The 25,508-nt window shown below is 57.1% G+C and carries 22 protein-coding genes and 1 tRNA gene; 11 read left to right on the top strand and 12 right to left on the bottom strand.

Translation table 11 applies throughout. The features are described 5' to 3' along the window. The first annotated feature begins 78 nt into the window (after positions 1 to 78). Positions 79 to 1,443: a KamA family radical SAM protein gene (locus tag CFT65_RS05570; protein WP_088826991.1), complete on the top strand. Its 1,365-nt coding sequence runs from the start codon at positions 79 to 81 to the stop codon at positions 1,441 to 1,443. Positions 1,444 to 1,491: 48 nt separating this feature from the next. Here CFT65_RS05570 and CFT65_RS18920 read toward each other — a convergent pair whose 3' ends face one another. The 3 genes from CFT65_RS18920 to trxA form a co-directional block, all read right to left on the bottom strand. Continuing rightward, positions 1,492 to 1,725, bottom strand: a complete 234-nt coding sequence (locus tag CFT65_RS18920; RefSeq protein ID WP_141103801.1) for a hypothetical protein — start codon at positions 1,723 to 1,725, stop codon at positions 1,492 to 1,494. Between the two features lie 64 nt (positions 1,726 to 1,789). Beyond that, the gene (locus CFT65_RS05565; RefSeq protein ID WP_088826990.1) at positions 1,790 to 2,116 is read right to left on the bottom strand and encodes a hypothetical protein; all 327 of its coding nucleotides are present in this window, start codon (positions 2,114 to 2,116) and stop codon (positions 1,790 to 1,792) included. A 71-nt stretch (positions 2,117 to 2,187) separates the two neighbouring features. Next, positions 2,188 to 3,051: a thioredoxin gene (gene trxA / locus CFT65_RS05560; protein ID WP_088826989.1), complete on the bottom strand. Its 864-nt coding sequence runs from the start codon at positions 3,049 to 3,051 to the stop codon at positions 2,188 to 2,190. A 207-nt stretch (positions 3,052 to 3,258) separates the two neighbouring features. On the opposite strand from trxA, the gene lon reads away from it, so the two are divergent. Beyond that, on the top strand, positions 3,259 to 5,712 hold the full coding sequence (lon, locus tag CFT65_RS05555) for an endopeptidase La (protein ID WP_088828165.1): 2,454 nt from the start codon (positions 3,259 to 3,261) through the stop codon (positions 5,710 to 5,712). Positions 5,713 to 5,817: 105 nt separating this feature from the next. Here the strand turns inward: lon and CFT65_RS05550 are convergent, their stop codons facing one another. Next, positions 5,818 to 6,312, bottom strand: a complete 495-nt coding sequence (locus CFT65_RS05550) for a MarR family winged helix-turn-helix transcriptional regulator (RefSeq protein WP_088826988.1) — start codon at positions 6,310 to 6,312, stop codon at positions 5,818 to 5,820. Between the two features lie 165 nt (positions 6,313 to 6,477). On the opposite strand from CFT65_RS05550, the gene CFT65_RS05545 reads away from it, so the two are divergent. From CFT65_RS05545 to CFT65_RS05505, 9 genes are all read left to right on the top strand, one after another. Further along, complete coding sequence (locus CFT65_RS05545; RefSeq protein ID WP_088826987.1) at positions 6,478 to 7,386, top strand: tetratricopeptide repeat protein; 909 nt, start codon at positions 6,478 to 6,480, stop codon at positions 7,384 to 7,386. A 154-nt stretch (positions 7,387 to 7,540) separates the two neighbouring features. Further along, positions 7,541 to 8,653: a branched-chain amino acid ABC transporter substrate-binding protein gene (locus CFT65_RS05540; protein WP_088826986.1), complete on the top strand. Its 1,113-nt coding sequence runs from the start codon at positions 7,541 to 7,543 to the stop codon at positions 8,651 to 8,653. Between the two features lie 162 nt (positions 8,654 to 8,815). Continuing rightward, positions 8,816 to 9,739, top strand: coding sequence for a high-affinity branched-chain amino acid ABC transporter permease LivH (gene livH / locus CFT65_RS05535; RefSeq protein WP_088826985.1), 924 nt, complete (start codon positions 8,816 to 8,818; stop codon positions 9,737 to 9,739). Then, a complete protein-coding gene (locus CFT65_RS05530) occupies positions 9,739 to 11,010 on the top strand; it encodes a high-affinity branched-chain amino acid ABC transporter permease LivM (RefSeq protein WP_088826984.1) in 1,272 nt (423 codons plus the stop codon). Before livH ends, CFT65_RS05530 begins: the two co-directional genes overlap by 1 nt. Positions 11,011 to 11,016: 6 nt before the next feature. After that, positions 11,017 to 11,772 carry a high-affinity branched-chain amino acid ABC transporter ATP-binding protein LivG gene (gene livG, locus CFT65_RS05525; RefSeq protein WP_088826983.1) on the top strand — a complete coding sequence of 252 codons (756 nt, stop codon included), beginning with the start codon at positions 11,017 to 11,019 and terminating at the stop codon, positions 11,770 to 11,772. 9 nt (positions 11,773 to 11,781) lie between these two features. Next, on the top strand, positions 11,782 to 12,483 hold the full coding sequence (locus CFT65_RS05520) for an ABC transporter ATP-binding protein (RefSeq protein ID WP_088826982.1): 702 nt from the start codon (positions 11,782 to 11,784) through the stop codon (positions 12,481 to 12,483). Positions 12,484 to 12,724: 241 nt separating this feature from the next. Then, on the top strand, positions 12,725 to 13,189 hold the full coding sequence (locus CFT65_RS05515; protein WP_088826981.1) for a DUF3015 domain-containing protein: 465 nt from the start codon (positions 12,725 to 12,727) through the stop codon (positions 13,187 to 13,189). Between the two features lie 89 nt (positions 13,190 to 13,278). Continuing rightward, the gene (locus tag CFT65_RS05510) at positions 13,279 to 15,144 is read left to right on the top strand and encodes a DUF4105 domain-containing protein (RefSeq protein WP_088826980.1); all 1,866 of its coding nucleotides are present in this window, start codon (positions 13,279 to 13,281) and stop codon (positions 15,142 to 15,144) included. Next, positions 15,114 to 15,995: an alpha/beta hydrolase gene (locus tag CFT65_RS05505; RefSeq protein ID WP_088826979.1), complete on the top strand. Its 882-nt coding sequence runs from the start codon at positions 15,114 to 15,116 to the stop codon at positions 15,993 to 15,995. The genes CFT65_RS05510 and CFT65_RS05505 overlap by 31 nt, the downstream gene beginning before the upstream one ends. Positions 15,996 to 16,324: 329 nt before the next feature. Here CFT65_RS05505 and pnp read toward each other — a convergent pair whose 3' ends face one another. From pnp to CFT65_RS05465, 8 genes are all read right to left on the bottom strand, one after another. Further along, a complete protein-coding gene (pnp, locus tag CFT65_RS05500) occupies positions 16,325 to 18,439 on the bottom strand; it encodes a polyribonucleotide nucleotidyltransferase (RefSeq protein WP_416376649.1) in 2,115 nt (704 codons plus the stop codon). Positions 18,440 to 18,797: 358 nt separating this feature from the next. Continuing rightward, positions 18,798 to 19,067 (bottom strand): 30S ribosomal protein S15, encoded by a 270-nt coding sequence (gene rpsO / locus CFT65_RS05495; RefSeq protein WP_088826977.1) that lies wholly within the window; start codon positions 19,065 to 19,067, stop codon positions 18,798 to 18,800. Positions 19,068 to 19,145: 78 nt separating this feature from the next. After that, positions 19,146 to 20,087 carry a tRNA pseudouridine(55) synthase TruB gene (gene truB, locus CFT65_RS05490; RefSeq protein ID WP_088826976.1) on the bottom strand — a complete coding sequence of 314 codons (942 nt, stop codon included), beginning with the start codon at positions 20,085 to 20,087 and terminating at the stop codon, positions 19,146 to 19,148. Continuing rightward, positions 20,084 to 20,506, bottom strand: coding sequence for a 30S ribosome-binding factor RbfA (rbfA, locus tag CFT65_RS05485; RefSeq protein WP_088826975.1), 423 nt, complete (start codon positions 20,504 to 20,506; stop codon positions 20,084 to 20,086). The genes truB and rbfA overlap by 4 nt, the downstream gene beginning before the upstream one ends. Positions 20,507 to 20,531: 25 nt before the next feature. Beyond that, positions 20,532 to 23,069, bottom strand: coding sequence for a translation initiation factor IF-2 (infB, locus tag CFT65_RS05480; RefSeq protein ID WP_088826974.1), 2,538 nt, complete (start codon positions 23,067 to 23,069; stop codon positions 20,532 to 20,534). Positions 23,070 to 23,087: 18 nt separating this feature from the next. Beyond that, positions 23,088 to 24,581, bottom strand: a complete 1,494-nt coding sequence (gene nusA, locus CFT65_RS05475) for a transcription termination factor NusA (RefSeq protein WP_088826973.1) — start codon at positions 24,579 to 24,581, stop codon at positions 23,088 to 23,090. 55 nt (positions 24,582 to 24,636) lie between these two features. Then, positions 24,637 to 25,098 carry a ribosome maturation factor RimP gene (gene rimP, locus CFT65_RS05470; protein ID WP_088559066.1) on the bottom strand — a complete coding sequence of 154 codons (462 nt, stop codon included), beginning with the start codon at positions 25,096 to 25,098 and terminating at the stop codon, positions 24,637 to 24,639. Between the two features lie 320 nt (positions 25,099 to 25,418). Then, a tRNA-Leu gene (locus tag CFT65_RS05465) sits at positions 25,419 to 25,503 on the bottom strand. Positions 25,504 to 25,508 lie beyond the last annotated feature (5 nt).

The raw sequence follows: 25,508 nt of genomic DNA, 5'->3' as shown, positions 1-25,508 counted from the left end.
CTCGCCTGCCTGATTTTTAACCACCGAGAAAGTGGTCGGACCACTTTTTCTGTTATTGGCACCAACAGAGGGCGACCTATGAACTCCATCGTCACCTTTCCGAACCGGATTCCCACTGCGGAGTTCGAGGAACGGCGTTTCAAGGTCTACACGGACCGCCAGCTCGACAAGATTGAAGTCATTCAGAATCTCCCTGAAGAGACCCTGTTTGAAATGAAAGTGGTCGCCAGCGTGCTGCCGTTCCGGGTTAACGAATACGTGATCAATGAACTGATCAATTGGGACAAGGTTCCCAACGACCCGATCTACCAGCTTGTTTTTCCTCAAAAAGGCATGTTGAAAGACGGGCACTACGAGCGCATGGCAAGAATGCACCGGGAAGGTGCCGACAAGAAAGAAATCCAGGCGGTTGCCAAGGAAATCCGGGATGAGCTGAACCCGCACCCGGCCGGCCAGATGGAAATGAATATGCCGGAGCTGGACGGTGAAGTTCTGGATGGCGTTCAGCACAAGTACCGCGAAACCGTGCTGTTTTTCCCGGCTCAGGGTCAGACCTGCCACTCTTACTGCACCTTCTGTTTCCGCTGGGCGCAGTTTGTCGGTGACAAGGACCTGAAAATGGCCAGCACCGAAGCCGAGAAGCTCCATGGCTACCTGCAGGAGCACACCGAGGTGACTGACCTGCTGGTGACCGGTGGTGACCCGATGGTCATGAAAACCAAGAACCTTGTTCAGTACCTCGAGCCGCTCCTTGAGCCCGAGTTCGACCACATCCAGACCATCCGTATCGGCACCAAGGCTCTCACCTTCTGGCCCTACCGGTTCGTGACCGACAAGGATGCCGATGAGTTGATTGACCTGTTCGCCCGTCTCGTGGACGCCGGCAAGCACGTGGCCATCATGGCCCACTACAACCACTGGCAGGAAATCACCACCGAGATTGCCGAAGAGGCTATCCGCCGTATTCGTGCTACAGGTGCCGAGATCCGCGCCCAGGGCCCGCTGATCAAACACGTCAACGACGATGCCGACGCCTGGGCCAAATTGTGGAAGAAGGAAGTGCAGCTGGGCATCATTCCCTACTACATGTTTGTAGAGCGGGACACCGGGGCAAAAAACTACTTTGAAGTGCCTCTCGCCGAGGCCTTCCACATCTATCGGGAAGCCATGAAGAAGGTCAGCGGCCTGGCCCGTACCGCCCGCGGCCCCTCAATGAGCGCCGGCCCCGGCAAGGTGGAGATTCAGGGTATTACCGAAATCCACGGCGAGAAGGTGTTCGTCCTGCGCTTCCTGCAGGGCCGCAACCCGGACTGGGTACAACGCCCGTTCTTTGCCAAGTACAGCGAGACAGCCACCTGGCTGCACGAGCTGGAACCGGCCTTCGGAGAAGAGAAGTTCTTCTTTGAGGATGAGTATGAAGACATGAAGAAGGGTAACGGCTAAACAGGCCTTCTTAGCTGAGCGGCCCCTTTGACGGGGCCGCTTTACGTTTCATCGGTTGGACCGTCGCGCCTTCCAGGTAGGAATCACCCAGAATACCAAAGCTCCGAAAATCAGGCCGATGACGGCAATCAGCCCCACTTGCAGGCTTCCGTTGTCGAGCACACCATCGTTAACCGCTTCCATCGCCTTAAGCACGGCTATCAGAAACCATGGCGTAAGCAGAATGATAGCACTCCATGCCATAAATCGCTGAATTCGACGGTCGTCTTTTCTACTTCGCATAACGCAACCTCAAAAAAGAATGAGGCTGTAACTACTGAACCAACAGGCCATTGGATCAGGTTCGTTATTTCTGCCTGACAAACTTCGGCACAAACCCTTCCGGCTTGTCGCTTAACCACTCAACAAACGTCCGCAACTCCTCCAGCTCCAGCAACTTTTCCCGGGTATTGAAGTACAAACCCAGCTCATATTCCGAGCGAGTTTTATGAATTGCGTTATGACAGGGACGGCACACCCAGAGCGTACGGGTGATCAGGTCCTCTTTAGAGAACAGTTTCTGGAAGCGTTTTTTGCGATGGAGGTGCTTGGGAATCAGGTGGTGACGGGTAAGTCTGGCAACAGGGCGTTCGCAGAGTTCACAATTATCGGGCTGGGGTGGAAGTTTGAGCATTTCAGAGATACCAGTCGGGTTTCGCCTTTGGCTCCACCCGACCTACGATGTATTTGGATAACGCCAAACGATCAGTGCATCAGGGTATAGAGCTTCCGGCGATAGGTCCGAACATCCGGGTTGTTGTTACCCAGCTTGTCGAACAGCTCGATCAGCGTTGTCTTGGCCACTTCGTCCTTGTATTTGCTATCCAACTGCATCAGGCGAATCAGCAGGTCCATGGCCTCGGCGTTGTTTTCCTGTAATACGTGATGAAGTGCCAACTGGTGCAATGCGTTCGGGTCCTTCGGGTCCTGCTCCAGGGCCATTTCCAGATCCTTGATCGGTGGCAGCTCGGCCGACTGCCTGAGAAACTTGATACGGGCCGCCAGCTGCTTGGCCTGGTGCTGCATCTTCTCTTCAGGAGGCAGGCTTTTCAGCACCTGTTCAGCCGTTTCAAGATCGCCCATCTCCGCCTTCAACTGGGCAAGATCGATCAGGACCTTCAGGTTCTCGGGGTCTTCCTGGTTCATCTGCGACAGGATGGCCAGCGCTCCTTCTACATCACCCTCTTCCCAGATCCGGTGAGCCTTTTCGTAGGGGTCTTCCTTGGGCGCTTCCACGTGTTTGTCGAGAACCTTGCGGATCTCGCTCTCCGGCAGAGCGCCGTTGAAGCCATCTACCGCCTGGCCGTTCTTGACCAGGATTACCGTAGGCAGACTGCGCACGCCAAGGCTCGACGTAAGCTGCTCCTGCTCGTCGGCGTTCACCTTGGCCAGCATGAACGCGCCCTGGTAATCCTCGGCCAACTTTTCCAACAAAGGCATCAACTGTTTGCACGGAGCGCACCATTCGGCCCACACATCCACCAGAATGGGTGTGCCGGCAGAGGCTTCCATGACCTTCTGCTGAAAGTTTTCCATGGTGGCATCAAAGATGTACGAAGAGTTGCTCATGCAAGGCACCTGAAAAGTCGAATGAATCGTTACGAGTTGTCAGAGACATGGGGCCAACTCCCGGAAATTCAAGCGCCGACAGCCCAAAGCCAACTCCTTGAAATCACCGTATCTGCCGTCACATAGCCAGTAAACAACACTCCGGGACAATTGCCCAGCAGCCGGTCCCGGACTGATTCACAACCTTTCCGGATGGATACCCGCGGCATGAATAACGATGACACGCATAACGATTCACTTGAGGAATTCGAAGAGGACGTGACCGAATACATCGGCAAGGACGAGCATAGCAAGAGCCTCGCCCTGCCCCAACAGATGATGCCCCGGCGCATGTATGTGCTGCCAGTTTCAAACCGTCCTTTCTTTCCGGCCCAGGTGCAGCCGGTCGTGGTAAACCAGAATCCGTGGCAGGAAACCCTGAAGCGGGTCGGCGAGACCGACCACAAGGTTATGGGTATCTGCTTTGTAGAAGAACAGGAAGCGGAAGACGACACCCCTGCCAGTGAGCAATTGGAGACCGTGGGCTGCGCCGTTCGGGTGCATCACGCCCAGAATGAGAGTGGCAAGGTCCAGTTTATCGCCCAGGGTCTCCAGCGCTTCCGGATTGTCCAGTGGCTGCGCCGCAAGCCGCCCTACCTGGTGGAAGTTGAGTACCCGGCGGAACCGGAAGAAGACGCAGACGAGCTCAAGGCCTACACCCTGGCCATCATCAGCTCGATCAAGGAGCTGCTGCGCACCAACCCGCTCTATGGTGAAGACGTAAAGCAGTACCTTTCCCGGTTCGGCCCGGATGACAGCTCACCGCTGGCCGATTTCGGCGCCTCGATGACCAGCGCCCCGGGCAATGAGCTGCAGGACGTGCTCGACACCGTACCCCTGCTCCGCCGCATGGAGAAAGTCTTGTTGCTGATGCGCAAGGAACAGGAAGTCGCCCGGCTGCAGTCTGAAATCAGCGAAGAAGTTAACGCCAAGGTGCAGAAGCATCAGCGCGAGTTCTTCCTGAAGGAACAGCTCAAGGTCATTCAGCGCGAGCTGGGCATGGCCAAGGACGACAAGACCGCAGATGTGGAGCGGTTCCAGCAGCGCATGGCGGAGCTCAACCCGCCCGAGGCGGTTCAGGAGCGATTCAACGATGAAGTTGAAAAACTGCAGGTGCTGGAGCAGGGCTCGCCGGAATATGGCGTCACCCGTAATTATCTGGACTGGCTGACGCAGGTTCCCTGGGGCGTTCGTTCAGAAGATCACTTCGATCTGGCCGAAGCTCGCCGGATTCTGGACCGGGATCACGACGGCCTGGACGATGTAAAAGACCGCATCATCGAGTTTTTAGCTGAAGGCACTTTCAAGGGAGAGGTCAGCGGGTCGATCCTCTTGCTGGTGGGCCCGCCGGGCGTTGGCAAGACATCCATCGGCCATTCCGTGGCGGATGCACTGGGGCGGAAGTTCTACCGCTTCAGCGTGGGCGGCATGCGGGATGAGGCTGAAATCAAGGGCCACCGTCGCACCTACATCGGCGCCATGCCAGGCAAGTTTGTCCAGGCACTGAAAGATTCAAAGGTAGCGAACCCGGTCATCATGCTGGATGAAATCGACAAGATCGGTGCGTCCTTCCAGGGCGATCCCGCTTCAGCCCTGCTGGAGACTCTTGACCCGGAACAAAACCGAGACTTCCTTGACCACTATCTGGACGTCCGCATGGACCTGTCCAAGGTTCTGTTCATCTGCACCGCCAACCAGCTGGACACGATTCCGCGGCCGCTGCTCGATCGGATGGACGTGATTCGTCTTTCCGGCTACATCGCGGAAGAAAAGCTGGCCATTGCCAAGCACTTCCTGCTGCCCAGATTGCTGAAGCAGGCCGGGCTGCTGAAAAAGCAGTTAAACATCACAGACGCCGCAATCAAGCAGGTTATTGAGGGGTACGCCCGCGAAGCCGGCGTGCGAAGCCTGGAAAAGCTGCTGCACAAGATACTCCGCAAGGGCATCGTGAAGCTGCTGGACAATCCGGACCAGCCGGTGAAGGTGGGCGTTTCCGATCTGCAGAGCTTCCTCGGACAGCCCTCGTTCAAGAAAGAGAAATCGCTCAAGGGAATTGGCGTGGTAACCGGCCTGGCCTGGACCGCCATGGGCGGGGCCACTCTGAGCATCGAGGCATCCAGAATCCACAGCTCCCAGCGCGGCTTCAAACTGACCGGCCAGTTGGGGGATGTGATGAAGGAGTCCGCCGAAATCGCCTACAGCTATGTATCCTCAAATCTGAAGCGCTATAAAGGGGACCCGACTTTCTTCGACAAATCCTTCGTGCACCTGCACGTACCCGAGGGCGCCACGCCCAAGGACGGCCCCAGTGCCGGCGTGACCATGGCTACTGCGTTGCTTTCTATCGCACGCAGAGAGGCACCACAGCAGAACATCGCCATGACCGGTGAGCTCACCCTGACCGGACAGGTGCTGCCGGTGGGCGGTATTCGCGAGAAAGTGATTGCGGCGCGGAGGCAAAAAATCAGCAACCTGATTCTGCCGGAAGCAAACCGGGGTGATTATGAGGAACTGCCGGAGTACCTGAAGGAAGGCCTGGTGGTTAACTTCGCCAAGCACTACAGCGATGTTTTCCAAGTGTGCTTTGGCGATAAGCCCAGGAAAGGATCTTCAGTGCATTAATGGAAGGCGAATTGTCGGATTACGCTTCGCTAATCCGACCTACGATCGAGATAGCTGATTTGTAGGTCGGATTAGACCCGAAGGGTCGTAATCCGACACATTCATTCAGGCTTTCTCTTTCCACCCGTCGTCCTTCAACACCGAACCAACGGTCAGCACAGGCGATGCATCAATATCGTCGGCATCCATCATATTGGCCACCCGCTGAAGCGAGGCCAGAATCATGGTCTGCTCCCACTCTGCCAGGCTCTGGAACTTCTGGATAAAATCCTCCTGAAGCGGATTCGGCGCCCGGGCCAGCAGATCCGCCCCTTCGCCGGTCAGATGGGCATGCACCTTCCGCTTGTCCTGAGTGCTGCGTACCCGGTACACCAGATTACGGTGCTCCAGACGGTCCAGAATGGTCGTCACCGTTGCCTGGCTGAGACTGACCTTTTCGGCAATGGTGCCGATAGTCACTTCGCCAAGATCCCGAATCGTTCTCATAATCAGAAGCTGCGGCCCGGTAAGCCCCGCATGCTTGCTCAGGCGCTTTGAGTGAAGGTCTGTTGCCCGGATTACCCGCCTGAGCGCTACCAGTACATCTTCATAACTGTTCACAGCAATACTCCGATCCGGTATTGGGAATTTATTTATACCCCTAACTATTAGAGGTCTTTGTACTCAGAATTGCAAGTCATAACCATTCCCGGCATTTTTTCAGTCCGCCACTATGCTAAGGTTTCGCACTTGTCCCATTTACGACAGACGGACGGACTGCGCCCGATGACCAAGTTTTTTCTGCCTTTTCTTTTCATGATGACATTCGCCGGTACCCTCTCTGCTCAGGACGAGCTAGGGCCAGAGAAAGAGCTCTCTGCGGAGGATCTGGAAGAGAGCATCAAGACGCTGGAAGAACCCATGTATACGCCCTTCGTGGAACTGTACCTGCTGGAGGAAAGCAAGGCCCTCCGCAAGGAGATGCAGAATACCCGGGCAGAGCTGATCGAAAAGGTGGTGGACAAAGAACTGTCCGTTGCCGACAAGACGATGTCCTACGCCACCGACACGGTTACCTACTTCTTTTACCTGATCGCCGGCGCAACCTCCATTCTCGTGGTTATTGGCTGGAACTCCATCCGGGATATGCGCAATCAACTCACCAGCCTGGCAGAAAAACGGGTCAACGAACTGGTGGTTGAATACGAGAAACGCCTCGAATTCATCGAAGAACAGCTGAAGCAGAAATCCGACATCATTCACCAGAACCAGGCCGAGATTGAGCGCACCAACGAAGTGCATTCGTTGTGGCTTAAAGCCAGCCAGGAAACCTCACAGCAGAACAAGATTTCCGCCTACGATCAGATTCTGGATCTTCGCCCGGATGATGTCGAAGCCCTGAGTTACAAAGCCGACGCCGTTCTGGAAATGCAGGAACCACTCTGGGCCATCAGTCTCTGCCAACGGGCACTGAAACTTGCACCGGATAATGGCCACGCGCACTATCAGCTGGCATGTGCCTATGCGGAAATCGGCCGCTGGGACGACGCCGTCAGCACCTTGAAGAAAGCTATTGAAATTTCGGAGGCATACCGCGACGATGCTTCCGTAGACGTGAGTTTTGACCAGCTCCGTGAACATGAGAGCTTCCGGACGCTGGTCTCACAGGATGAAGAAGACGGCAGGGATGCGTAACACCCCTCAGAGCGGCACGGGTTTTGCGTTTGCAGATAAGCCCGTGTTCCGGAGCAAACTCCAGAGCCATCTGCTTGACAAGCAGTGATGTGTAGTGTTTGTTTAACTCTCTGAGAACACAAGAATAACCCTGAAATAAAACAGGACAGACTCAATGAGAACTTCAGTAAAAAAACTCGTAACCGCTGTTAGTACTTCCGTAGCCCTGATGGGCGCCGGCCACGCCGCTGCAGAAATCCAGATCGGTATTGCCGGCCCAATGACTGGCCCTGTTGCCCAGTATGGTGACATGCAATTCTCCGGTGCCCGCATGGCGATCGAGCAGATCAACGCCAACGGTGGTGTCATGGGTGAAGAGCTTGTTGGCGTGGAATACGACGACGTGTGTGACCCGAAGCAGGCCGTTACCGTTGCCAACAGTCTGGTCAACGATGGCGTGGGCTTTGTGATCGGCCACCTGTGCTCCAGCTCCACCCAGCCTGCGTCTGACATTTACGAGGACGAAGGCATCCTGATGGTGACCCCGGCCTCCACCAGCCCGGAAATCACCGAACGCGGCTATGAACTGGTGTTCCGTACCATCGGTCTCGACAGCATGCAGGGCCCTGTTGCCGCCAACTACATCGCCTCCCAGAATCCTGAGCGCGTGGCCATTGTTCACGACAAGCAGCAGTACGGTGAAGGTATTGCCACCGCCGTTCGTGACACCCTGAAGGACGCAGGCGTTGAAATCGCCATGTTTGAAGGTATCACTGCTGGCGACAAGGATTTCTCCTCGTTGGTGACCAAACTCAAGCAGGCCGATGTGGATTACGTCTACTACGGCGGTTACCACCCGGAACTGGGTCTGATCATGCGCCAGGCGCGCTCCGCTGATCTGGATGCCCGTTTCATGGGCCCCGAAGGTGTGGGTAACAAGGACATCAACTCCATCGCCGGCGAAGCCGCCGAGGGCCTGCTGGTAACCCTGCCACCGGCATTCGACCAGAAAGCCGAGAACCAGGCGCTGGTAACGGCGTTTGAAGACAAAGGCGAGGATCCCTCCGGTCCGTTCGTTCTGACCTCTTACACTGCCGTGCAACTGGTTGCCGAAGGCATCGAAGCGGCTGGCTCCACCGACCCGTTTGATGTTGCTGCCGCCCTGCGCGAAGGCACCTTCCAGACTCCGATCGGCACCGTTGAATACGACAAGGCCGGCGACATGAAGTCATTCGAGTTTGTTGTGTACGAATGGCATTCAGATGGAAGCAAAACTCCGGTAAACTGAGCCAAAATCGTTAACAAACGGTAATCATGAGAGCACCTTCTCACCGCGATCCGGGAGAAGGTGTTTTTCTAGGCTCCTGTTGATCCTCCCCCACTTCCTGCCCGGATATCCCGGGCACGGGGTGAGGTAGCGGAGGGAGCAGGCTTTCGGAGTCCCATAACAATGCAAGACCTCCTGTATTTCTCGCAACAGCTCATCAACGGGCTGACGATCGGGAGCACCTATGCCCTGATCGCCATCGGCTACACGATGGTTTACGGCATCATTGGCATGATCAACTTTGCCCATGGTGAAATCTATATGATCGGTGCCTACACGGCGCTGATTGCCATTACCGGCCTCGCCTCCTTGGGCATTGCTTGGCTACCGCTGATACTGCTCGTCGCCCTGCTCTGCGCCATGATCGTTTCCAGCGCCATGGGCTGGGCGGTGGAACGGGTGGCCTATCGGCCTGTGCGGGGGCGTCACCGCCTGATCCCGCTAATCTCCGCCATCGGCATGTCCATTTTCCTCCAGAACTACGTGCATCTGGCCCAGGGTTCACGGAACATCGGTTTTCCCGAGCTGATAGACGGCGGTTTCAACTTCGGTTCGGGTGACGGCTTCCAGATGTCACTGTCCTATATGCAGATCACCATATTCATCACCACCCTGATCTGTATGACAGCATTGTCGGTGTTCATATCCCGCTCCCGGACCGGTCGGGCCTGTCGGGCGGTGTCACAGGATCTGGGCATGGCCAGCCTGCTGGGCATCGACACCAACCGGATCATCTCAGCAACGTTCGTGATTGGCGCCGCCCTAGCCGCCGTGGCAGGCCTCCTGATCGGCATGTACTACGGCTCGGTCGACCCCCTGTTCGGTTTCATTGCCGGCCTGAAGGCCTTCACCGCAGCCGTCCTCGGCGGTATTGGCAGCATCCCGGGCGCCATGCTCGGCGGACTGATACTGGGCGTGGCAGAGAGTATGACCTCCGGCTACGTCGGAGGTGAGTACAAGGATGTGATCTCGTTCAGCCTGCTGATCCTGATTCTGCTGTTCAAACCCACCGGCCTGCTTGGCAAACCGGAGGTTGAGAAGATCTGATGGCTGCTAACAATTTCAGACACGCGCTCTTCTGCGCGATCATTACACTGATCATTTCCTACCCGATCATCGGCTTCAACCTCGAAGCCCAGGGCATCAGCGTAACCCTGACAGGCGCCGATGCCAGCACCATTGTGATGGTGTTGCTTGCTGCCGTGATCGTATTTCTGTTCCAGCTGTTCCGGGACCAGATCATGGGGGCTCTGAAGAGCATCCCTACACCTGCGTCAGACTCTTCCAAAGAGCCGATGGCGGAGAACAAACGGGCAAAAATTGAATCCTGGGTGCTCACCGGCATCGTGGTTCTTGCCCTGTTCTGGCCTTTCCTTGTATCCCGCGGCTCTGTGGATCTGGCGACACTGGTACTGATTTACATCATGCTGGCCCTCGGCCTGAACGTGGTGGTTGGTCTGGCCGGTCTTCTGGATCTTGGCTACGTGGCCTTCTACGCCGTAGGCGCCTATACCTTTGCGTTGCTTTCCCAGTATCTGGGTATCTCGTTCTGGCTGGCCCTGCCCATCGGCGCCCTGCTTGCCGCCCTGTTCGGCCTGGTGCTCGGATTCCCGGTGCTCCGGCTAAGGGGTGACTATCTGGCGATCGTAACCCTCGGGTTCGGGGAAATCATCCGGATCCTGCTGAATAACTGGACAACACTTACCGGTGGCCCGAACGGCATTGGTGGGATTCCCGATCCGACCCTGTTCGGCATGGAATTCGGTCGTCGGGTGAAGGAAGAGGGAAACACCTCGTTCCACGAAACCTTCGGTATCGCCTACAGCGGTGAGCACAAGGTGATCTTCCTGTACCTGATTGCTCTGGTTCTGGCGGTATTTACCGCCTTGGTTATCCGTCGCTTCATGCGGATGCCGGTGGGCCGTGCCTGGGAAGCACTGCGGGAAGATGAAATCGCTGCCCGCTCTCTGGGCCTGAACCGCACCGCGGTAAAGCTATCCGCATTTACCATCGGCGCATTCTTTGCCGGTTTCGCCGGCACCGTGTTCGCCTCCAAGCAGGGCTTTATCAGCCCCGAGTCGTTTGTCTTCCTTGAATCCGCCATCATCCTGGCCATCGTGGTACTCGGCGGCATGGGCTCCCAGATCGGTGTGGTACTCGCGGCGATTGCCGTGACCATCCTGCCAGAACTGGCCCGTGAGTTTTCCGAGTACCGCATGCTGATCTTCGGTGCCGCCATGGTGCTGTTGATGGTCTGGCGTCCGCAGGGCCTGATGCCCATGCGCCGCATTCACATTGAACTGAAAAGGCAGGAGTGACAGACGATGCTTGAAGTACAGAATCTGTCCATGCGCTTCGGCGGCCTGCTGGCGGTGGACGAAGTGTCTCTGGACGTTCAGGAACACGAGATTGTGTCCATCATCGGCCCCAACGGAGCCGGCAAGACCACCGTATTCAACTGCATGAGTGGTTTTTACAGGCCCACAGGCGGCAAGATCCTGTTCGAGGGGAGAGAGGTACAGGGCAAACCTGACTACAAAATCTCTCGTCTCGGGATGGTGCGTACCTTCCAGCATGTCCGGCTGTTCAGCCAGATGACGGTGGTGGAAAACTTGTTGGTGGCACAGCATCGCCATCTCAACACCAACCTGATCTCTGGCTTAATCAAAACGCCCAGTTATCGGACGAAAGAGCAGAAATCCCTGGATCGTGCCGCCTACTGGCTGGACCGGGTAGGCCTGCTGGACCTCGCCAACCGGGAAGCCGGCAATCTGGCCTATGGCCAGCAACGGCGTCTGGAGATTGCCCGCTGCATGGTGACCGAGCCAAAGCTGTTGATGCTCGACGAGCCAGCAGCCGGCCTCAACCCGGCGGAAACCAAGGAACTCAATCAGCTGATCGTCAGCCTGAAGGAGGACTACAACGTCTCCGTGGTGCTGATTGAGCACGACATGGGCCTGGTAATGGATATTTCCGACCGGATCAACGTCATTAACCAGGGACGCCCCCTGGCCAGTGGCACACCGGAAGAAATCCGCCAGAACGACGACGTGATCAAAGCCTATCTGGGCGAGGCCTGAGGTAAAAACATGCTAGTACTAGAAGATGTCCATACCCATTACGGCAAGATCGAGGCTTTGCACGGGGTATCTGTCGAGGTCAACAAGGGCGAGATTGTCTCGCTGATCGGCGCCAATGGCGCGGGCAAGACCACCCTGCTGATGACCGTCTGTGGTCATCCCCAGGCTAGTTCAGGGCGAATTTTCCTGGAAGGTCGTGAGATCACCCGCGAACCAACCGCACAGATCATGCGTTCCGGCATAGCCATCGTTCCCGAGGGACGACGGATTTTCTCGGGTCTGACCGTCGGAGAAAACCTTCACATGGGGGGGTTCTTCAACACCAAATCAGAAATCCGCAAGAGCCAGGACCATGTCTACGAGCTCTTCCCCCGGCTCAAGGAACGCGAGCACCAGCGTGCCGGCACCATGTCTGGCGGCGAGCAGCAAATGCTGGCAATCGGGCGGGCACTGATGAGCAGGCCTAACATGATCATCCTCGATGAACCATCGTTAGGCCTGGCGCCGTTGATCATCAAGCAGATCTTCGAGATCATCGGTCAGCTGCGCGAAGAAGGCATCACGGTATTCCTGGTTGAGCAGAACGCCCACCAGGCGTTGAACCTGGCCGACCGTGGTTACGTTCTGGAAACCGGCAAGATTCGACTGCATGATACTGGCAAGAATCTGCTGGAAAACCCGGACGTTCAGAACGCCTACCTGGGCGGCTGATCTTCGATCATTGCCTGGAAACGAGAAAGCCGGAGCATGGCAACGTGCCCCGGCTTTTTTGGGTCCAAATCAAATACTCACCAATCTTTAAACTTGCGTTAGCGGGATATCAACTATACTCAAAACAACGGTCAACCTGTCTCCACAAGACCAGTCAGGGCCGTTTTCGCAATGCTGCTCCACGTCAGGGGCAGCATTGTGTATTGCGACGACAGCTTTAAACCACAGGAAGGAGTGGATAATGAAAAAACTGATCGCAGGTGCAATTCTTCTTGGCGCCTCTTCTATGGCCTTTGCCCAACCAGGCTGTGGCGTCGGTGCCATGATCTGGAAAGGACAATCCGGCATTGCCCCCCACGTATTGGCCGCAACCACTAACGGAACCTTTGGTAACCAGACCTTTGGTATGACCACGGGCACCCTTGGCTGCCAGACCAACCAGTCTGTTCAGTCCATGGCCATGTACATGGACAGCAACATCGACAAGGTCGCCCGGGACATGTCCCGCGGTTCCGGCGAGAACCTGGATACCCTGGCAGTACTTCTGGGCGTCGACGAAACTGACCGCGACACCTTCCGCAAGGTGCTGCAGGACAACTTTGCCACCATTTTCCCGAGCTCTGACACCACCTCCGGCGAAGCCGTGGACGCCATCGTCGCGCTGCTGGAACAAAACGAGTCACTCAGCAAGTACGTAGCAGCCTGATACTGACCCATTGAACGGACTCGCATGCGCCAGGGACGGCGCATCGTTTCAATCTCCACCCAGTTCAACCCCGGATGCAGCACCAACCCATGGGCAACATGCTTCGCATTGGGCCAGCCCTGATCTGGCTTGCAGTCAGCCTGCCGACCCAGGCCAATACGCCTGAAAACGCAACCGAGCTCCATCTCGATCCTGCCTGGCTCACACTCATTCATTATCAGCCCGACAGGTTTGGCGACGGATATACCAGCCAGGCCGACGATCCGGCCTTTTTTCTCAGTGAAACCGGAAAGCACTCGCCAAAGGCAGAGCTTAAGGCAACCCTCGAAGCTATCCAGAAGCCCGGAGAAGGCGATGATCACGCCCGCTGCCGCTTCCCAGCCCGGGAAACCTGGCTAAGCCAGCAACTCGATCTTTCGTTACCGGAAATCGAGTGCCCCGGTTTCCAGGAATGGTCGGAAACATTGAACACCGAAACGGTGACCCTGGTGTTTGCCGCCTCTTACCTGAACAGTCCTTCGTCCATGTTCGGCCACACGTTTCTACGCCTGGACCCACCCCAGGATGACGACGAAACCAACCTGCTACTGGCTAACACGATTTCCTATGCAGCCGATGCCGCTGCCCACGACAGCGAACTGCTGTTTGCCTACAAGGGCATTTTCGGCGGCTACCCCGGAATCACCTCGGTTCAGCCCTACTATGAAAAAATCCGGTTGTATTCGGACATCGAGCATCGCGACCTGTGGGAGTACAAACTGAACCTCACACAGGATGAAGTAGATCTGATGATTGCCCACGCCTGGGAAATACGGGACCGCAATTTCGATTACTACTTCTTCGATGAAAACTGCGCCTACCGCCTGTTGGCACTGATAGACATCGCCCGCCCCGGCACCGACCTCCTGGGAGAAGTAAGCACTCACGCTATCCCCTCGGACACGGTACGCTGGGTGGTGGACAAGGATCTGGTCAGCGACGTGTATTACCGGCCTTCGGCCGCCACCTCCGTGGCCTACAGTCTCTCGACCCTGCCCGACGATCACCAGACTCTCGCAGCAGCGATCGCCAACGGTTATGTCGACGCCGATGGCGGTGAAATAACCTCGCTGCCACCCGAGCAGAGGGCCCATGTTCTGGACGCCACCTACGATTATGTTCGCTACAAAAGCGAAGCTGACGGCTGGCCCCGGGAAATCGCCGCGCCTCTCTCCCATGACCTGTTGAGAGAACGCAGCCAGATCAATAACGTCGCTCCACCGGAGGATCCGCCTGAACCGGTTGTCAGAGACGACCAGGGCCACGACACCTTCCGCCTGAGTCTCGGGGCAGGCCAGCAGGCGCACAGGGAATTCACCCAGTTGACCCTCCGCCCGGCCTACCATGACGTCCTGGACCCGCCGGCCGGTTACCGCAGGGGTGCCCAGCTTCAGTTCCTCCGACTCGACGCGCGCCTGTACACCGACAGCAACGAGCTTCAACTGGAACAGCTGACTGGTGTGGAGATCCGCTCATTAAGCCCGAGGAACGCTTTTTTCTCGCCCTTGTCCTGGCAGGTGGGATTTGGTGGCCGCCGCACCGACACCGGCAACGACCGGGTGCTTACGCCCTACCTTGAGGGCGGCGCCGGGGGCAGCTGGCACCTGGGCCACCAGACCCAGGCCTTCGCCATCGCCACCGCGGACCTGGAAATCGACGACGACCTGCGCCGTGGCTACGATGCCGCCCCTGGCGCCGATATCGGGCTGCTGCACCAGAACAACCACTTCAGCCTGCTCGCCGGTGCCAAGACCAAGGCCTGGATAGTCAGCAGCCAGCATCGCCAGGATCAGATCTACGCCAAGGCCAACTGGCACATCGGCCGGGAATTCAGCCTCTTCGCCGAATTCACCCGGGAAGATCACTACGACAGGTACCAGAGCACATGGCACGCCGGACTCCACGCCTACTTCTGATCGCCAAAACTTCCGCCCCGGTAACCGGGCTCCTGGTCGCTCTTCTCCTGCTATCCGGTTGCAGCAGCGTGTTCTTCTACCCGGACCGGGTCACCTACATCACCCCGGACCGGCTGAACCTCGAATACGACGACGTCTATATCGACACCGCAGACGGCGAAACCCTCCATGGCTGGTGGCTGCCCGCAGAAGCCCCTGAGAATAACGCCAGAGGCACGGTCTACTTCCTCCACGGCAATGCCCAGAACATCAGCAGTCACGTCCTCAACGTCGCCTGGCTGCCCGAGAGAGGCTACAACGTCTTCACCATCGACTACCGAGGCTATGGCAAATCCACTGGCGACCCGGACATCGAAGGTGCCCTGCACGATGTGGAGACCGGACTGAGATGGCTGGTGGAAAAGCCAGAAGTGAGTGAGCGGCCACTGTACATCCTTGGCCAGAGCCTCGGCGGCGGGCTGGGAATCGCCCTGGCCAGTGAGTGGAGTCAAAGGCAAGAACAGCCCCTTCTTGATGGCGTCATTCTGGACGGCACATTTTCAGGCTTTCGCAAAATCGCTCGCGAGAAACTTGGCGAGTTCTGGCTTACCTGGCCGTTGCAGATTCCGTTGAGCTGGACCATTCCAGAAGACTACGAAGGCGTGGATCATATTTCCCGGATCAGCCCCGTGCCGGTCATGGTCATTCACAGCGTGAGGGACGGGATTATTCCGTTTCATCATGGTGAGGCGCTTTACGAAGCAGCCACAGAGCCCAGGGAGTTTTTGCAGACCGATACGCCTCATGGGGCGACGTTTGTTATTCCAGAGTATCGGAAGAAAATGATTCAGTTTATGGAGGGTGGCGAATAAGATCCTGGCTTTGTCGGATTACGCCTTCGGCTAATCCGACCTACAGCTGGACGATAAAGTATGGGCGGGTGTTGGGTTTCCCTTTTCAAAAGTGTTGAGGGCCAAGGACGGCCCGAAACAAGCGCACATGGGTGAAACAAGCGATTTAGAAGCAAAGCTTCGCGCGCAGGCGAACGACAGCAATCTGTGATTGCTGGCTGGACCCGCTTGCGGGTGCTCGTAGCGTCTTTTGAAAAGGGAAACCCAACAGCCGCTTGCACCCAAGCCAAGCAGATAAAAAAACCCGCCAATCCAGAGGAGAGGCGGGTTTTTATTAAGCCCGAAAACGATCAGGCAGAGAAATCGGTCGGCTGATCGCCTTCCTTGATTTCCTTCATGGACAGCTTCACGCGACCACGGTTATCCACATCCAGCACCTTCACAAGAACTTCCTGACCTTCGCTCAGCTCGTCAGTCACGTTCTCGATGCGGCGATCAGAGATCTGGGAAATGTGCACCAGACCATCCTTGCCAGGCAGGATGTTAACGAAGGCACCGAAGTCCACAATGCGCTCAACGCGGCCCTTGTAGATAGCACCCACTTCGATCTCAGCGGTAATTTCTTTAACCCGGTTCACCGCCGCCTGGGCAGCTTCCTGGTTGTCGGCGTAAATCTTGACGTTACCGTCATCATCCAGATCGATGGAAGCGCCGGTCTCGTCACAGATGGAACGGATCACAGAACCGCCCTTACCGATAACGTCGCGAATCTTCTCCGGATTAATCTTGATAGTGGTGATACTCGGAGCACGGGCAGACAGCTCGGCGCGCGGGGTAGAGATAACCTTGTTCATCTCGCCCAGAATGTGCAGACGCGCAGCGTGGGCCTGCTCGAGAGCAAGTTCCATGATCTCGTCGGTAATGCCGTTGATCTTGATATCCATCTGCAAGGCAGTCACGCCCTCCTGGGTACCGGCAACCTTGAAATCCATGTCGCCCAGGTGATCCTCGTCGCCCAGGATGTCAGTCAGAACCGCGAACTTGTCGCCTTCCTTGACCAGACCCATGGCAATACCGGCTACCGGCGCCTTGATGGGAACACCCGCATCCATCAGAGCCAGACTGGAACCACAGACAGACGCCATGGAGCTGGAACCGTTGGATTCGGTGATCTCGGAAACCGCACGGATCGCGTACGGGAATTCTTCCAGTGTCGGCATAACAGCCAGAACACCGCGCTTGGCCAGACGACCGTGACCAACCTCGCGGCGGCCCGGGGTGCCTACACGACCAGCTTCACCCACGGAGTACGGAGGGAAGTTGTAGTGGAACAGAAACGGATCCTTGCGCTCGCCTTCCAGGGCATCAATGATCTGCACATCGCGGGAGGTACCCAGCGTGGTGGTCACGATGGCCTGAGTCTCGCCACGGGTAAACAGGGCGGAACCGTGAACGCTGGGCAGAACACCCACTTCAATTTCGATCGGACGGACAGTCTTGTTGTCACGACCATCGATCCGGGGCTTGCCATCAATAACCTGCTGGCGAACCACACTCTTCTCGATCTTGCCGAAGTACTTCTTGACTTCGTCTTGGGAAGGCTGGCCTTCCTCTTCACCGGCCAGTTTTTCGACGGCAGCGGCTTTCACTTCGCCCAGACGCTCGTAACGGGCCATCTTGTCGCGGATGCCGTAGGCTTCCTCGATAGCACCGGCAAAGTCGGCCTTGATGGCATTGAGCAGCTCGGTGTTCTCGACCGCCGGCTGCCAATCCCAACGGGGCTTGCCAATTTCAGCGGCAAATTCCTTGATAGCGGCAACCGCCGTCTGCATTTCCTGGTGGCCGTATAGCACGCCGCCGAGCATCTGGTCTTCAGTCAGGCCCTTGGCTTCGGATTCAACCATCAGAACCGCGTCTTCGGTGCCAGCAACAACCATGTCCAGCAGGGAGGTCTGCAGCTCTTCGAAAGTCGGGTTCAGAAAGTAGCCGCGCTCGTTGGTGTAAGCCACACGGGACGCACCAATGGGGCCATCGAACGGAATACCGGAGATGGACAGGGCCGCAGACGCCGCCAGCATCGCAGCAATATCCGGATCCTGGTTCTTGCTGGAGGACATAACCGTGGTGATGACCTGAACTTCGTTCATGAAACCGTTCGGGAACAGCGGACGAATCGGACGGTCGATCAGGCGGGAAGTCAGGGTTTCCTTTTCGGAAGGACGACCTTCGCGCTTGAAGAAGCCACCGGGGATTTTGCCCACGGCGTAGGTCTTCTCGAAGTAGTTCACGGTCAGCGGGAAGAACGGCTGGCCGGGCTTGGCTTCCTTGGCACCAACAACGGTACCGAGAACGGAAATATCATCTACGGTTACCAGTACGGAACCGGTTGCCTGACGGGCAATACGGCCGGTCTCCAGAGTGACGGTTTTGCCGCCAAGCTCAAATGTTTTCTTGAAAGGTTTCAGATCCACAAAAAACTCCTGGTCTATCTGTTCCAGATTGATACGTTCCGGGCACCCTTGCGCTCGAAACCATAGTTCTGCAGATGATGTACTGTGGTCTGAAGAGCAACCCGTCTGAAAGCTAACAGGCTGTTGCAAAACCCCGGTCTGGGAGGCGGCCGTTCCAGAGGCCGCCAGGCCCGGGCTTTTCAACAACCTGCTATCAATTTCGGCTTTCCATTACGACAGGGAATCCTTCGAACACACAGACAATCCAACTGCAGTGGGAGAAAAACACAACCAGCAGACCCGGTGAAGGGCCTGCTGGTTGACGACTGCCACCGGAAACACCGGCGCAGCCCTCAGGTCGTAGAGACCCGGATTAGCGACGCAGACCCAGACGCTGGATGAGTTCCAGGTAACGGTCGGCGTTCTTGCGCTTGAGGTAGTCCAGCAGCTTACGACGCTGGTTAACCATCCGGATCAGGCCGCGGCGGGAATGGTGATCCTGCTTGTTGGCCTTGAAGTGATCCTGCAGCTTGTTGATGTTCGCGCTCAGCAGTGCCACCTGAACTTCAGGGGAACCGGTATCGCCATCAGCTTGCTGAAAATCCTGAACGATCTGTGCTTTCTCGTTGGCAGAAAGTGCCATAACTCACCTCATTGTTTGCGATGCTTTCGAATACGGCCGAACCGCGCATCTCTACAGCCCGGCTAGACAGCGACGCGCCTAACGCTTTCCGCTGCTCTTCACCAGTCGGCGTGGGACCAGATTGGTCTGCTCGCCTTCCGGGAATGCTTCTGCCAGCCCCACGAAGCTTTCGTTTGCGCTCTCGTTCGCATAGAGACGCACAAAGCCTTCATAGGACTGACCCGGTATTCTAACCGGTTGTCCGTTCAAGATCGATACCAGCGCGTGCCCCGCCAGACGATGCTCGGGGAACATGGACAGCGCCGCATCCGGCGCGACAAGGAGGCCATCAAGGCTCTCATCCCGTTCCCGCATCGCCTCGAGATCACTCACTGCGTGGGCATCGGCCAGGGTGAAACCCGAGGCCATGGTACGGCGCAATGCAGTAACGTGGGCACCGCAACCCAGGGCTTCGCCAATATCCTCAACCAGTGAGCGAATGTACGTACCCTTGGTGCAGCTGACCGCAATATCCAGTTCATGCTCGCGAATATCCAGAAGCGTCAGTTCGTAGATGGTCACCGGCCTTGCCGGACGCTCTACCTCGATCCCTTCTCGGGCGTATTCGTAGAGCGGACGCCCCTTGTGCTTGAGCGCCGAGTACATGGAAGGAACCTGCTGGATATCACCCCGAAAACCGTCCAGAACCGGCTCAAGTACATCCGAAGTCAAACCCGTGGGCACCGGTTTCTCGGCAACGACTGCGCCTTCGCTGTCGCCGGTTTCGGTCTGAATTCCGAGCCGGGCGGTAGCAATATAGGCTTTGTCGCTGTCGAGCATCATCTGGGAGAACTTGGTGGCCTCTCCGAAGCACAGCGGCAACACGCCCGTGGCCAGGGGATCAAGAGCACCGGTATGGCCCGCCTTGGCAGCCCCGAACAGGCGCTTGACCTGCTGCAGGATACCGTTGGAGGTGACACCTATCGGCTTGTCGATAACAAGAATACCGTTAACGTCACGGCCTTTGCGTCTGCGGCTCAAGCGTTACGCTCCGGATCGTCCTGATCGTCTTCGGTCCGGTCCACGGCCGGCTTGTCGCCGACCGCTTCCCGAATGAGGCTATCCATCTTGCGGCTGTATCCCTGCAGCGTATCGAAGTGGAAACGCAGTTGGGGCACAACCCTGAGCTTCATCGCACGACCTACCTGGCCGCGCAGAAAGCCCGAGGCCTTGTTGAGCACCGCAATCGATTCCTTGACTTCGGGAGACTGCTCCGTCAGTTCTTCGGTGGAAAGCAGGGATACATAGATATCGGCGTAGCCAAGGTCTCGACTGACCTTGACTGCGTTTACAGTGACCATGCCCACCCGCGGATCTTTGACTTCCCGCTGGATGAGCTGGGCCAGTTCTCGTTGCATCTGATCGCCGATGCGATCAATACGACTGAACTCTCTTGGCATTAGGCTTCCTTCAAACTCTGGCGCGTCACGCGCCGGTGGACTCAAGCTTGCGCTCGACCCGGACGCGATCGAAAACCTCGATCTGATCGCCGACTTTCACGTCGTAACCCTTAACGCCAATACCGCATTCCATGCCGTTACGGACTTCAGGCACGTCGTCCTTGAAGCGACGCAGGGATTCGAGCTCGCCTTCAAAGATAACCACGTTGTCCCGCAGAACCCGGATTGGCTTGTTACGGTAAACCGTGCCTTCGGTGACCATACACCCGGCCACCTGGCCAAACTTCGGCGAACGGAACACGTCCCGCACGTCGGCAATGCCAACGATATCTTCGCGGAATTCCGGTGCCAGCATGCCGGTCAGGGCTGCTTTCACATCATCAATCAGGTTGTAGATGATGCTGTAGTAGCGCAGATCCAGACCTTCCTGCTCGACCAGGCGCTTGGACGCTGTGTCCGCACGAACGTTGAAGCCAAAGATAACCGCATTGGTTGCCATGGCCAGGCTAACGTCGGTCTCGGCAATACCACCGACGCCGGACGATACAATCTTGACCTGGACTTCCTCGTTACCGAGATCCTGCAAGGCCTTGGTGATAGCTTCCAGCGAACCACGAACGTCGGTCTTGAGCACGACATTGAGGGTTTTGACCTCGTCCTTGCCCATGTTCTCGAACAGGTTCTCGAGTTTCGCCGCCTGCTGGCGCTGGAGACGCTGCTCCCGCTCACGGCTCTGACGGAATTCGGCCAGTTCTTTGGCCTTCTTCTCGTCGGCAACGGCGAAGAATTCGTCACCGGCGTCCGGCGTTCCATTCAGACCGAGAATCTCGACCGGAATCGACGGGCCGGCTTCCTTGGCCTGCTTGCCGGCTTCGTCAGTCATCGCCCGGACCTTACCGAAATAGGCACCGGCAACAACCATATCACCCTGACGCAAGGTACCGTTCTGAACCAGAACGGTCGCCACGGAACCACGTCCGCGCTCGAGGCTGGATTCCACGACCACACCCTTGGCCGGTGCATCCGCAGAGGCCTCAAGTTCGAGGATTTCGGACTGCAGCAAGACGGCCTCAAGCAGCGCGTCGATGCCGTCACCGGTGTGAGCGGAAACGGGTACGAACTGAACGTCCCCGCCCCAGTCTTCCGGGACAACTTCCAGAGCAGCCAGCTCACTCTTGATTCGATCAGGGTCCGCCCCTTCCTTGTCCATCTTGTTGATGGCTACAACGATCGGCACGCCGGCGGAACGGGCGTGCTGCACCGCTTCCTTGGTCTGCGGCATCACGCCATCATCGGCGGCGACGACCAGGATAACAATATCGGTACACTGGGCACCGCGGGCACGCATAGCGGTAAAGGCCGCGTGGCCCGGGGTATCGAGGAAGGAGACCATGCCGTGATCGGTCTCTACGTGGTAGGCACCGATATGCTGGGTAATACCACCGGATTCCCCGGAGGCCACCTTCGTACGGCGGATGTAGTCCAGCAATGAGGTCTTACCATGGTCAACGTGACCCATCACGCTCACAACCGGAGCCCGCTTGGTTTTCTCGCCGCCCTCGAAGGAGAATTCGCTCAGAACCTCCTCCTCGAACGCATCCTCGCTGACAGTCTTGGCTTTATGACCCAGCTCCTCAGTCACCAGAACCGCCGTTTCCTGGTCCAGTGCCTGGTTGATGGTGGCCATGACGCCCATGCCCATCAGGGTCTTGATGACATCAGCCGACTTGACCGCCATACGCTGGGCAAGGTCGCCGACAGAAATCGTTTCCGGAATCTCTACTTCTCTGACCATTGGTTTGGTCGGCCTCTCGAAAGCATGACGCTTCTCTTTGGGTTTCTTTTTCGCACGCAGCGGCTTGCGCAGCGTGGTCTCTTCCTCATCCTCGGAGATAACCAGCGGCTCTTCCACCGGACGACTGCGAGGACCACGATGGCCAGCCTGCTTTTTCTTCGGCTTGCCCTCTTCGATCTCGTCGCCGCGCTCGCGCACTTTCTCTTTCTTTTTCTTCGGCTTGCGATCCTTGCCATCGCCCTCAGGCGGCGGCATCGGCATATCTTCCGGAGCGGGAACCGGCTCGGGCTCTTTCTTCGGCTCGACCTTCTCTGCCTGTTCCGGCTGCTCTGATGTCGCTGCCTCGGCCGGCTTCTCTGTTTCCGGCTGCGGCGCCTGCTCAGCTGCTACCTTTGGCGCTTCCTCTACCGGCGCTTGCTCCGGCTGCTGCTGTGCTACCGGCTCTTCCGGTTTCGGTGCTTCAGCCTCAGGCTGCAATTCAGCCCGTTTGATGTAGGTACGGCGCTTGCGAACCTCAACATTGACGGTCTTTGCCTTTCCGGCCTTGAGCGTGGTGGTGGTCTTACGCTTCAGGGTAATCTTCCGCGGTTCGGCGTCAGCCTCACCGTGAGTCTTTCTCAAATAGGCCAGCAACTGCTGCTTCTCATCGCTGGAGACAGAATCATTCTCGGAGCGGGCTTTCAGGCCAGCCTCCACAATCTGCTTCAGCAAACGATCCACGGGAGCGCCTACATCTTCGGCCAGTTGTTTTACCGTTACTTCAGCCATACTGGTCCTCCTCCCGAATTAAGCCTGGTCTTCAAACCAGGGGGCACGTGCAGTCATGATAAGCTGACCGGCACGCTCTTCATCCATACCTTCAATCTCGAGCAGGTCGCCAACCGACTGCTCTGCCAGATCTTCCATGGTGCGCACACCAATGCCGGCCAGTTTGAAGGCCAGGCTACGGTCCATGCCGTCCATTCCCAGAAGATCCTCCGCCGGCTCAGCACCCTCGAGCGCTTCCTCGCTTGCCAGGGCCTGGTTTAACAGGACGTCCTTGGCACGACGGCGCAGCTCGGTGACGGTCTCTTCGTCGAAGCCCTCGATCGCCAACATCTCTTCCATCGGCACATAGGCCACCTCTTCGATAGAGGTAAAGCCTTCCTCGATCAGCACACCGGCAAATTCTTCATCAACATCCAGATTGCCGATGAAATGCTCGACAAGCCGGCTGTATTCCTGCTCCTGACGCTCACCGGCTTCTTCCTCGGTCATCACGTTCAGAGTCCAACCTGTCAGGTCGGTGGCCAGGCGAACATTCTGGCCGTTACGGCCGATTGCCTGCGCCAGGTTGTCTTCCGCCACAGCCACTTCCATGGTGTGCCCGTCTTCATCCATCACGATAGACGCCACTTCCGCAGGCGCCATCGCATTGATGACCAACTGGGCCGGGTTGTCGTCCCACAGCACGATATCGACACGTTCACCGCCCAGTTCATTGGACACGGCCTGAACCCTGGAACCACGCATACCAACGCAGGCTCCAACAGGATCAATACGGCGATCGTTGGTCTTCACGGCAATCTTGGCCCGGGAACCCGGGTCGCGGGCAGCACCGCGGATCTCGATCAGATCTTCAGCAATCTCCGGCACCTCGATGCGGAACAGTTCGATCAGCATCTGCGGAGAGGTGCGGCTAAGAATCAACTGGGGGCCGCGATGATCCGTGCGGATCTCCAGCAGAAGGGAGCGTACCCGGTCACCCATACGGAACGTCTCGCGCGGGATCAGGTATTCCCTTGGCAGCAACGCTTCGGCATTGGCACCCAGATCAACAATCACGTTGTCACGAGTAACTTTCTTGACGGTACCCGATACCAGCTCACCAACGCGGTCGCGGTAGCTGTCCACGATCTTGGTGCGCTCTGCCTCACGAACCTTCTGGAAGATAATCTGCTTGGCGGCCTGGGCGCCGATACGACCAAAGGCTTCGGATTCGATTTTCTCCTCGTGCATATCGCCAGGCTTCAGGGCCGGGTCAATCTCCTCGGCTTCCTGCAGAGTGAGCTCGGTGCCCAGTGCAGGAACGGCATCATTATCCACCACCAGCCAGCGGCGGAAAGTTTCGTATTCGCCGGTTTTCCGGTCGATTGATACGCGGATATCCGCCTCTTCATCTTCAAAGCGCTTTTTGGCAGCGGTGGCCAGTGCCAGCTCGATCGCCTCAAAGATCACATCCTTCTCGACACCTTTCTCGTTCGAGACGGATTCAACCACCAGCAAGATCTCTTTACTCATTGGATTGCCCTGCCCTTAAAATCAACTGTGCGTCCACGGACTTTATTCAAATCGTTCACTCAAATACCGGCACGATGTGGGCTTTTTCAATGCTGTCGAATGGCAGCAGATACTCGTGGTCATCAACGACCACAACCACATCATCACCTTCTACGCCTTTGATCAGCCCCTGAAACTTCCGGCGACCCTCGAATGCCATCCGGAGACGAATCTGAACCTGGTGACCAACAAAGGCCTCGTATTGCTCAAGACGAAACAGCGGGCGATCCATCCCCGGGGATGAGACCTCGAGTGTGTATTCGGTCTGGATGGGATCTTCCACATCCATCACACCGCTGATCTGACGACTGACTTTTTCACAGTCTTCGATGCCGATGCCGTTTTCGGCATCGTCAATAAACACCCGTAACAGGGAGTGATGGCCCTGCGAGCGGAATTCAATGCCCCAGAACTCATACCCCAGACCTTCCACTACGGGCTGAAGAATGTCTTCCAGTTGCTTAAGCTTGGCTGACAAGTTGTGCCTTCTCCGTTATCAATTTACCGGCCCCAAAAACAAAAAAAGGGCTGTTTTATCAGCCCTTTTTATGCACCAGGGCCCTTTGCGCCAGGCCCCTTAATCAAAAAGCCCCTGACAATGGGGCCTTTTGTTGCAAGAACTCGCAGGAAGCAAACCGGTGTACCGCTTCCTGCTGACAGACACCTGGCCTGCCAGAAACCCGCCAGTAACACGCGGCAGGTCCCAATATCCGCCGGAGTATAGAGACGCCGGACAGACTGGTCAAGGACTGACCAAAAAAAACGGCCTGGAAACTCCAAGCCGTTTTTCTACTAATATGGTGCCCGGGGCCGGACTCGAACCGGCACAGCTTTCGCTACTACCCCCTCAAGATAGCGTGTCTACCAGTTTCACCACCCGGGCAACAT

The organism is Marinobacter sp. es.048, assembly GCF_900188435.1.
Classification (GTDB): Bacteria; Pseudomonadota; Gammaproteobacteria; order Pseudomonadales; family Oleiphilaceae; genus Marinobacter.
This window is presented reverse-complemented; position numbering and strand designations above follow the sequence as displayed.

What these genes read in the sequence shown, in the direction of transcription:
- CFT65_RS05570 (WP_088826991.1), top strand. Translation starts at nt 79, where the DNA reads ATGAACTCCATCGTCACCTTTCCGAACCGGATTCCCACTGCGGAGTTC.
- CFT65_RS18920 (WP_141103801.1), bottom strand. Translation starts at nt 1,725, where the DNA reads ATGCGAAGTAGAAAAGACGACCGTCGAATTCAGCGATTTATGGCATGG.
- CFT65_RS05565 (WP_088826990.1), bottom strand. Translation starts at nt 2,116, where the DNA reads ATGCTCAAACTTCCACCCCAGCCCGATAATTGTGAACTCTGCGAACGC.
- trxA (WP_088826989.1), bottom strand. Translation starts at nt 3,051, where the DNA reads ATGAGCAACTCTTCGTACATCTTTGATGCCACCATGGAAAACTTTCAG.
- lon (WP_088828165.1), top strand. Translation starts at nt 3,259, where the DNA reads ATGAATAACGATGACACGCATAACGATTCACTTGAGGAATTCGAAGAG.
- CFT65_RS05545 (WP_088826987.1), top strand. Translation starts at nt 6,478, where the DNA reads ATGACCAAGTTTTTTCTGCCTTTTCTTTTCATGATGACATTCGCCGGT.
- CFT65_RS05540 (WP_088826986.1), top strand. Translation starts at nt 7,541, where the DNA reads ATGAGAACTTCAGTAAAAAAACTCGTAACCGCTGTTAGTACTTCCGTA.
- livH (WP_088826985.1), top strand. Translation starts at nt 8,816, where the DNA reads ATGCAAGACCTCCTGTATTTCTCGCAACAGCTCATCAACGGGCTGACG.
- CFT65_RS05530 (WP_088826984.1), top strand. Translation starts at nt 9,739, where the DNA reads ATGGCTGCTAACAATTTCAGACACGCGCTCTTCTGCGCGATCATTACA.
- livG (WP_088826983.1), top strand. Translation starts at nt 11,017, where the DNA reads ATGCTTGAAGTACAGAATCTGTCCATGCGCTTCGGCGGCCTGCTGGCG.
- CFT65_RS05520 (WP_088826982.1), top strand. Translation starts at nt 11,782, where the DNA reads ATGCTAGTACTAGAAGATGTCCATACCCATTACGGCAAGATCGAGGCT.
- CFT65_RS05515 (WP_088826981.1), top strand. Translation starts at nt 12,725, where the DNA reads ATGAAAAAACTGATCGCAGGTGCAATTCTTCTTGGCGCCTCTTCTATG.
- CFT65_RS05510 (WP_088826980.1), top strand. Translation starts at nt 13,279, where the DNA reads ATGGGCAACATGCTTCGCATTGGGCCAGCCCTGATCTGGCTTGCAGTC.
- CFT65_RS05505 (WP_088826979.1), top strand. Translation starts at nt 15,114, where the DNA reads ATGGCACGCCGGACTCCACGCCTACTTCTGATCGCCAAAACTTCCGCC.
- rpsO (WP_088826977.1), bottom strand. Translation starts at nt 19,067, where the DNA reads ATGGCACTTTCTGCCAACGAGAAAGCACAGATCGTTCAGGATTTTCAG.
- rbfA (WP_088826975.1), bottom strand. Translation starts at nt 20,506, where the DNA reads ATGCCAAGAGAGTTCAGTCGTATTGATCGCATCGGCGATCAGATGCAA.
- infB (WP_088826974.1), bottom strand. Translation starts at nt 23,069, where the DNA reads ATGGCTGAAGTAACGGTAAAACAACTGGCCGAAGATGTAGGCGCTCCC.
- nusA (WP_088826973.1), bottom strand. Translation starts at nt 24,581, where the DNA reads ATGAGTAAAGAGATCTTGCTGGTGGTTGAATCCGTCTCGAACGAGAAA.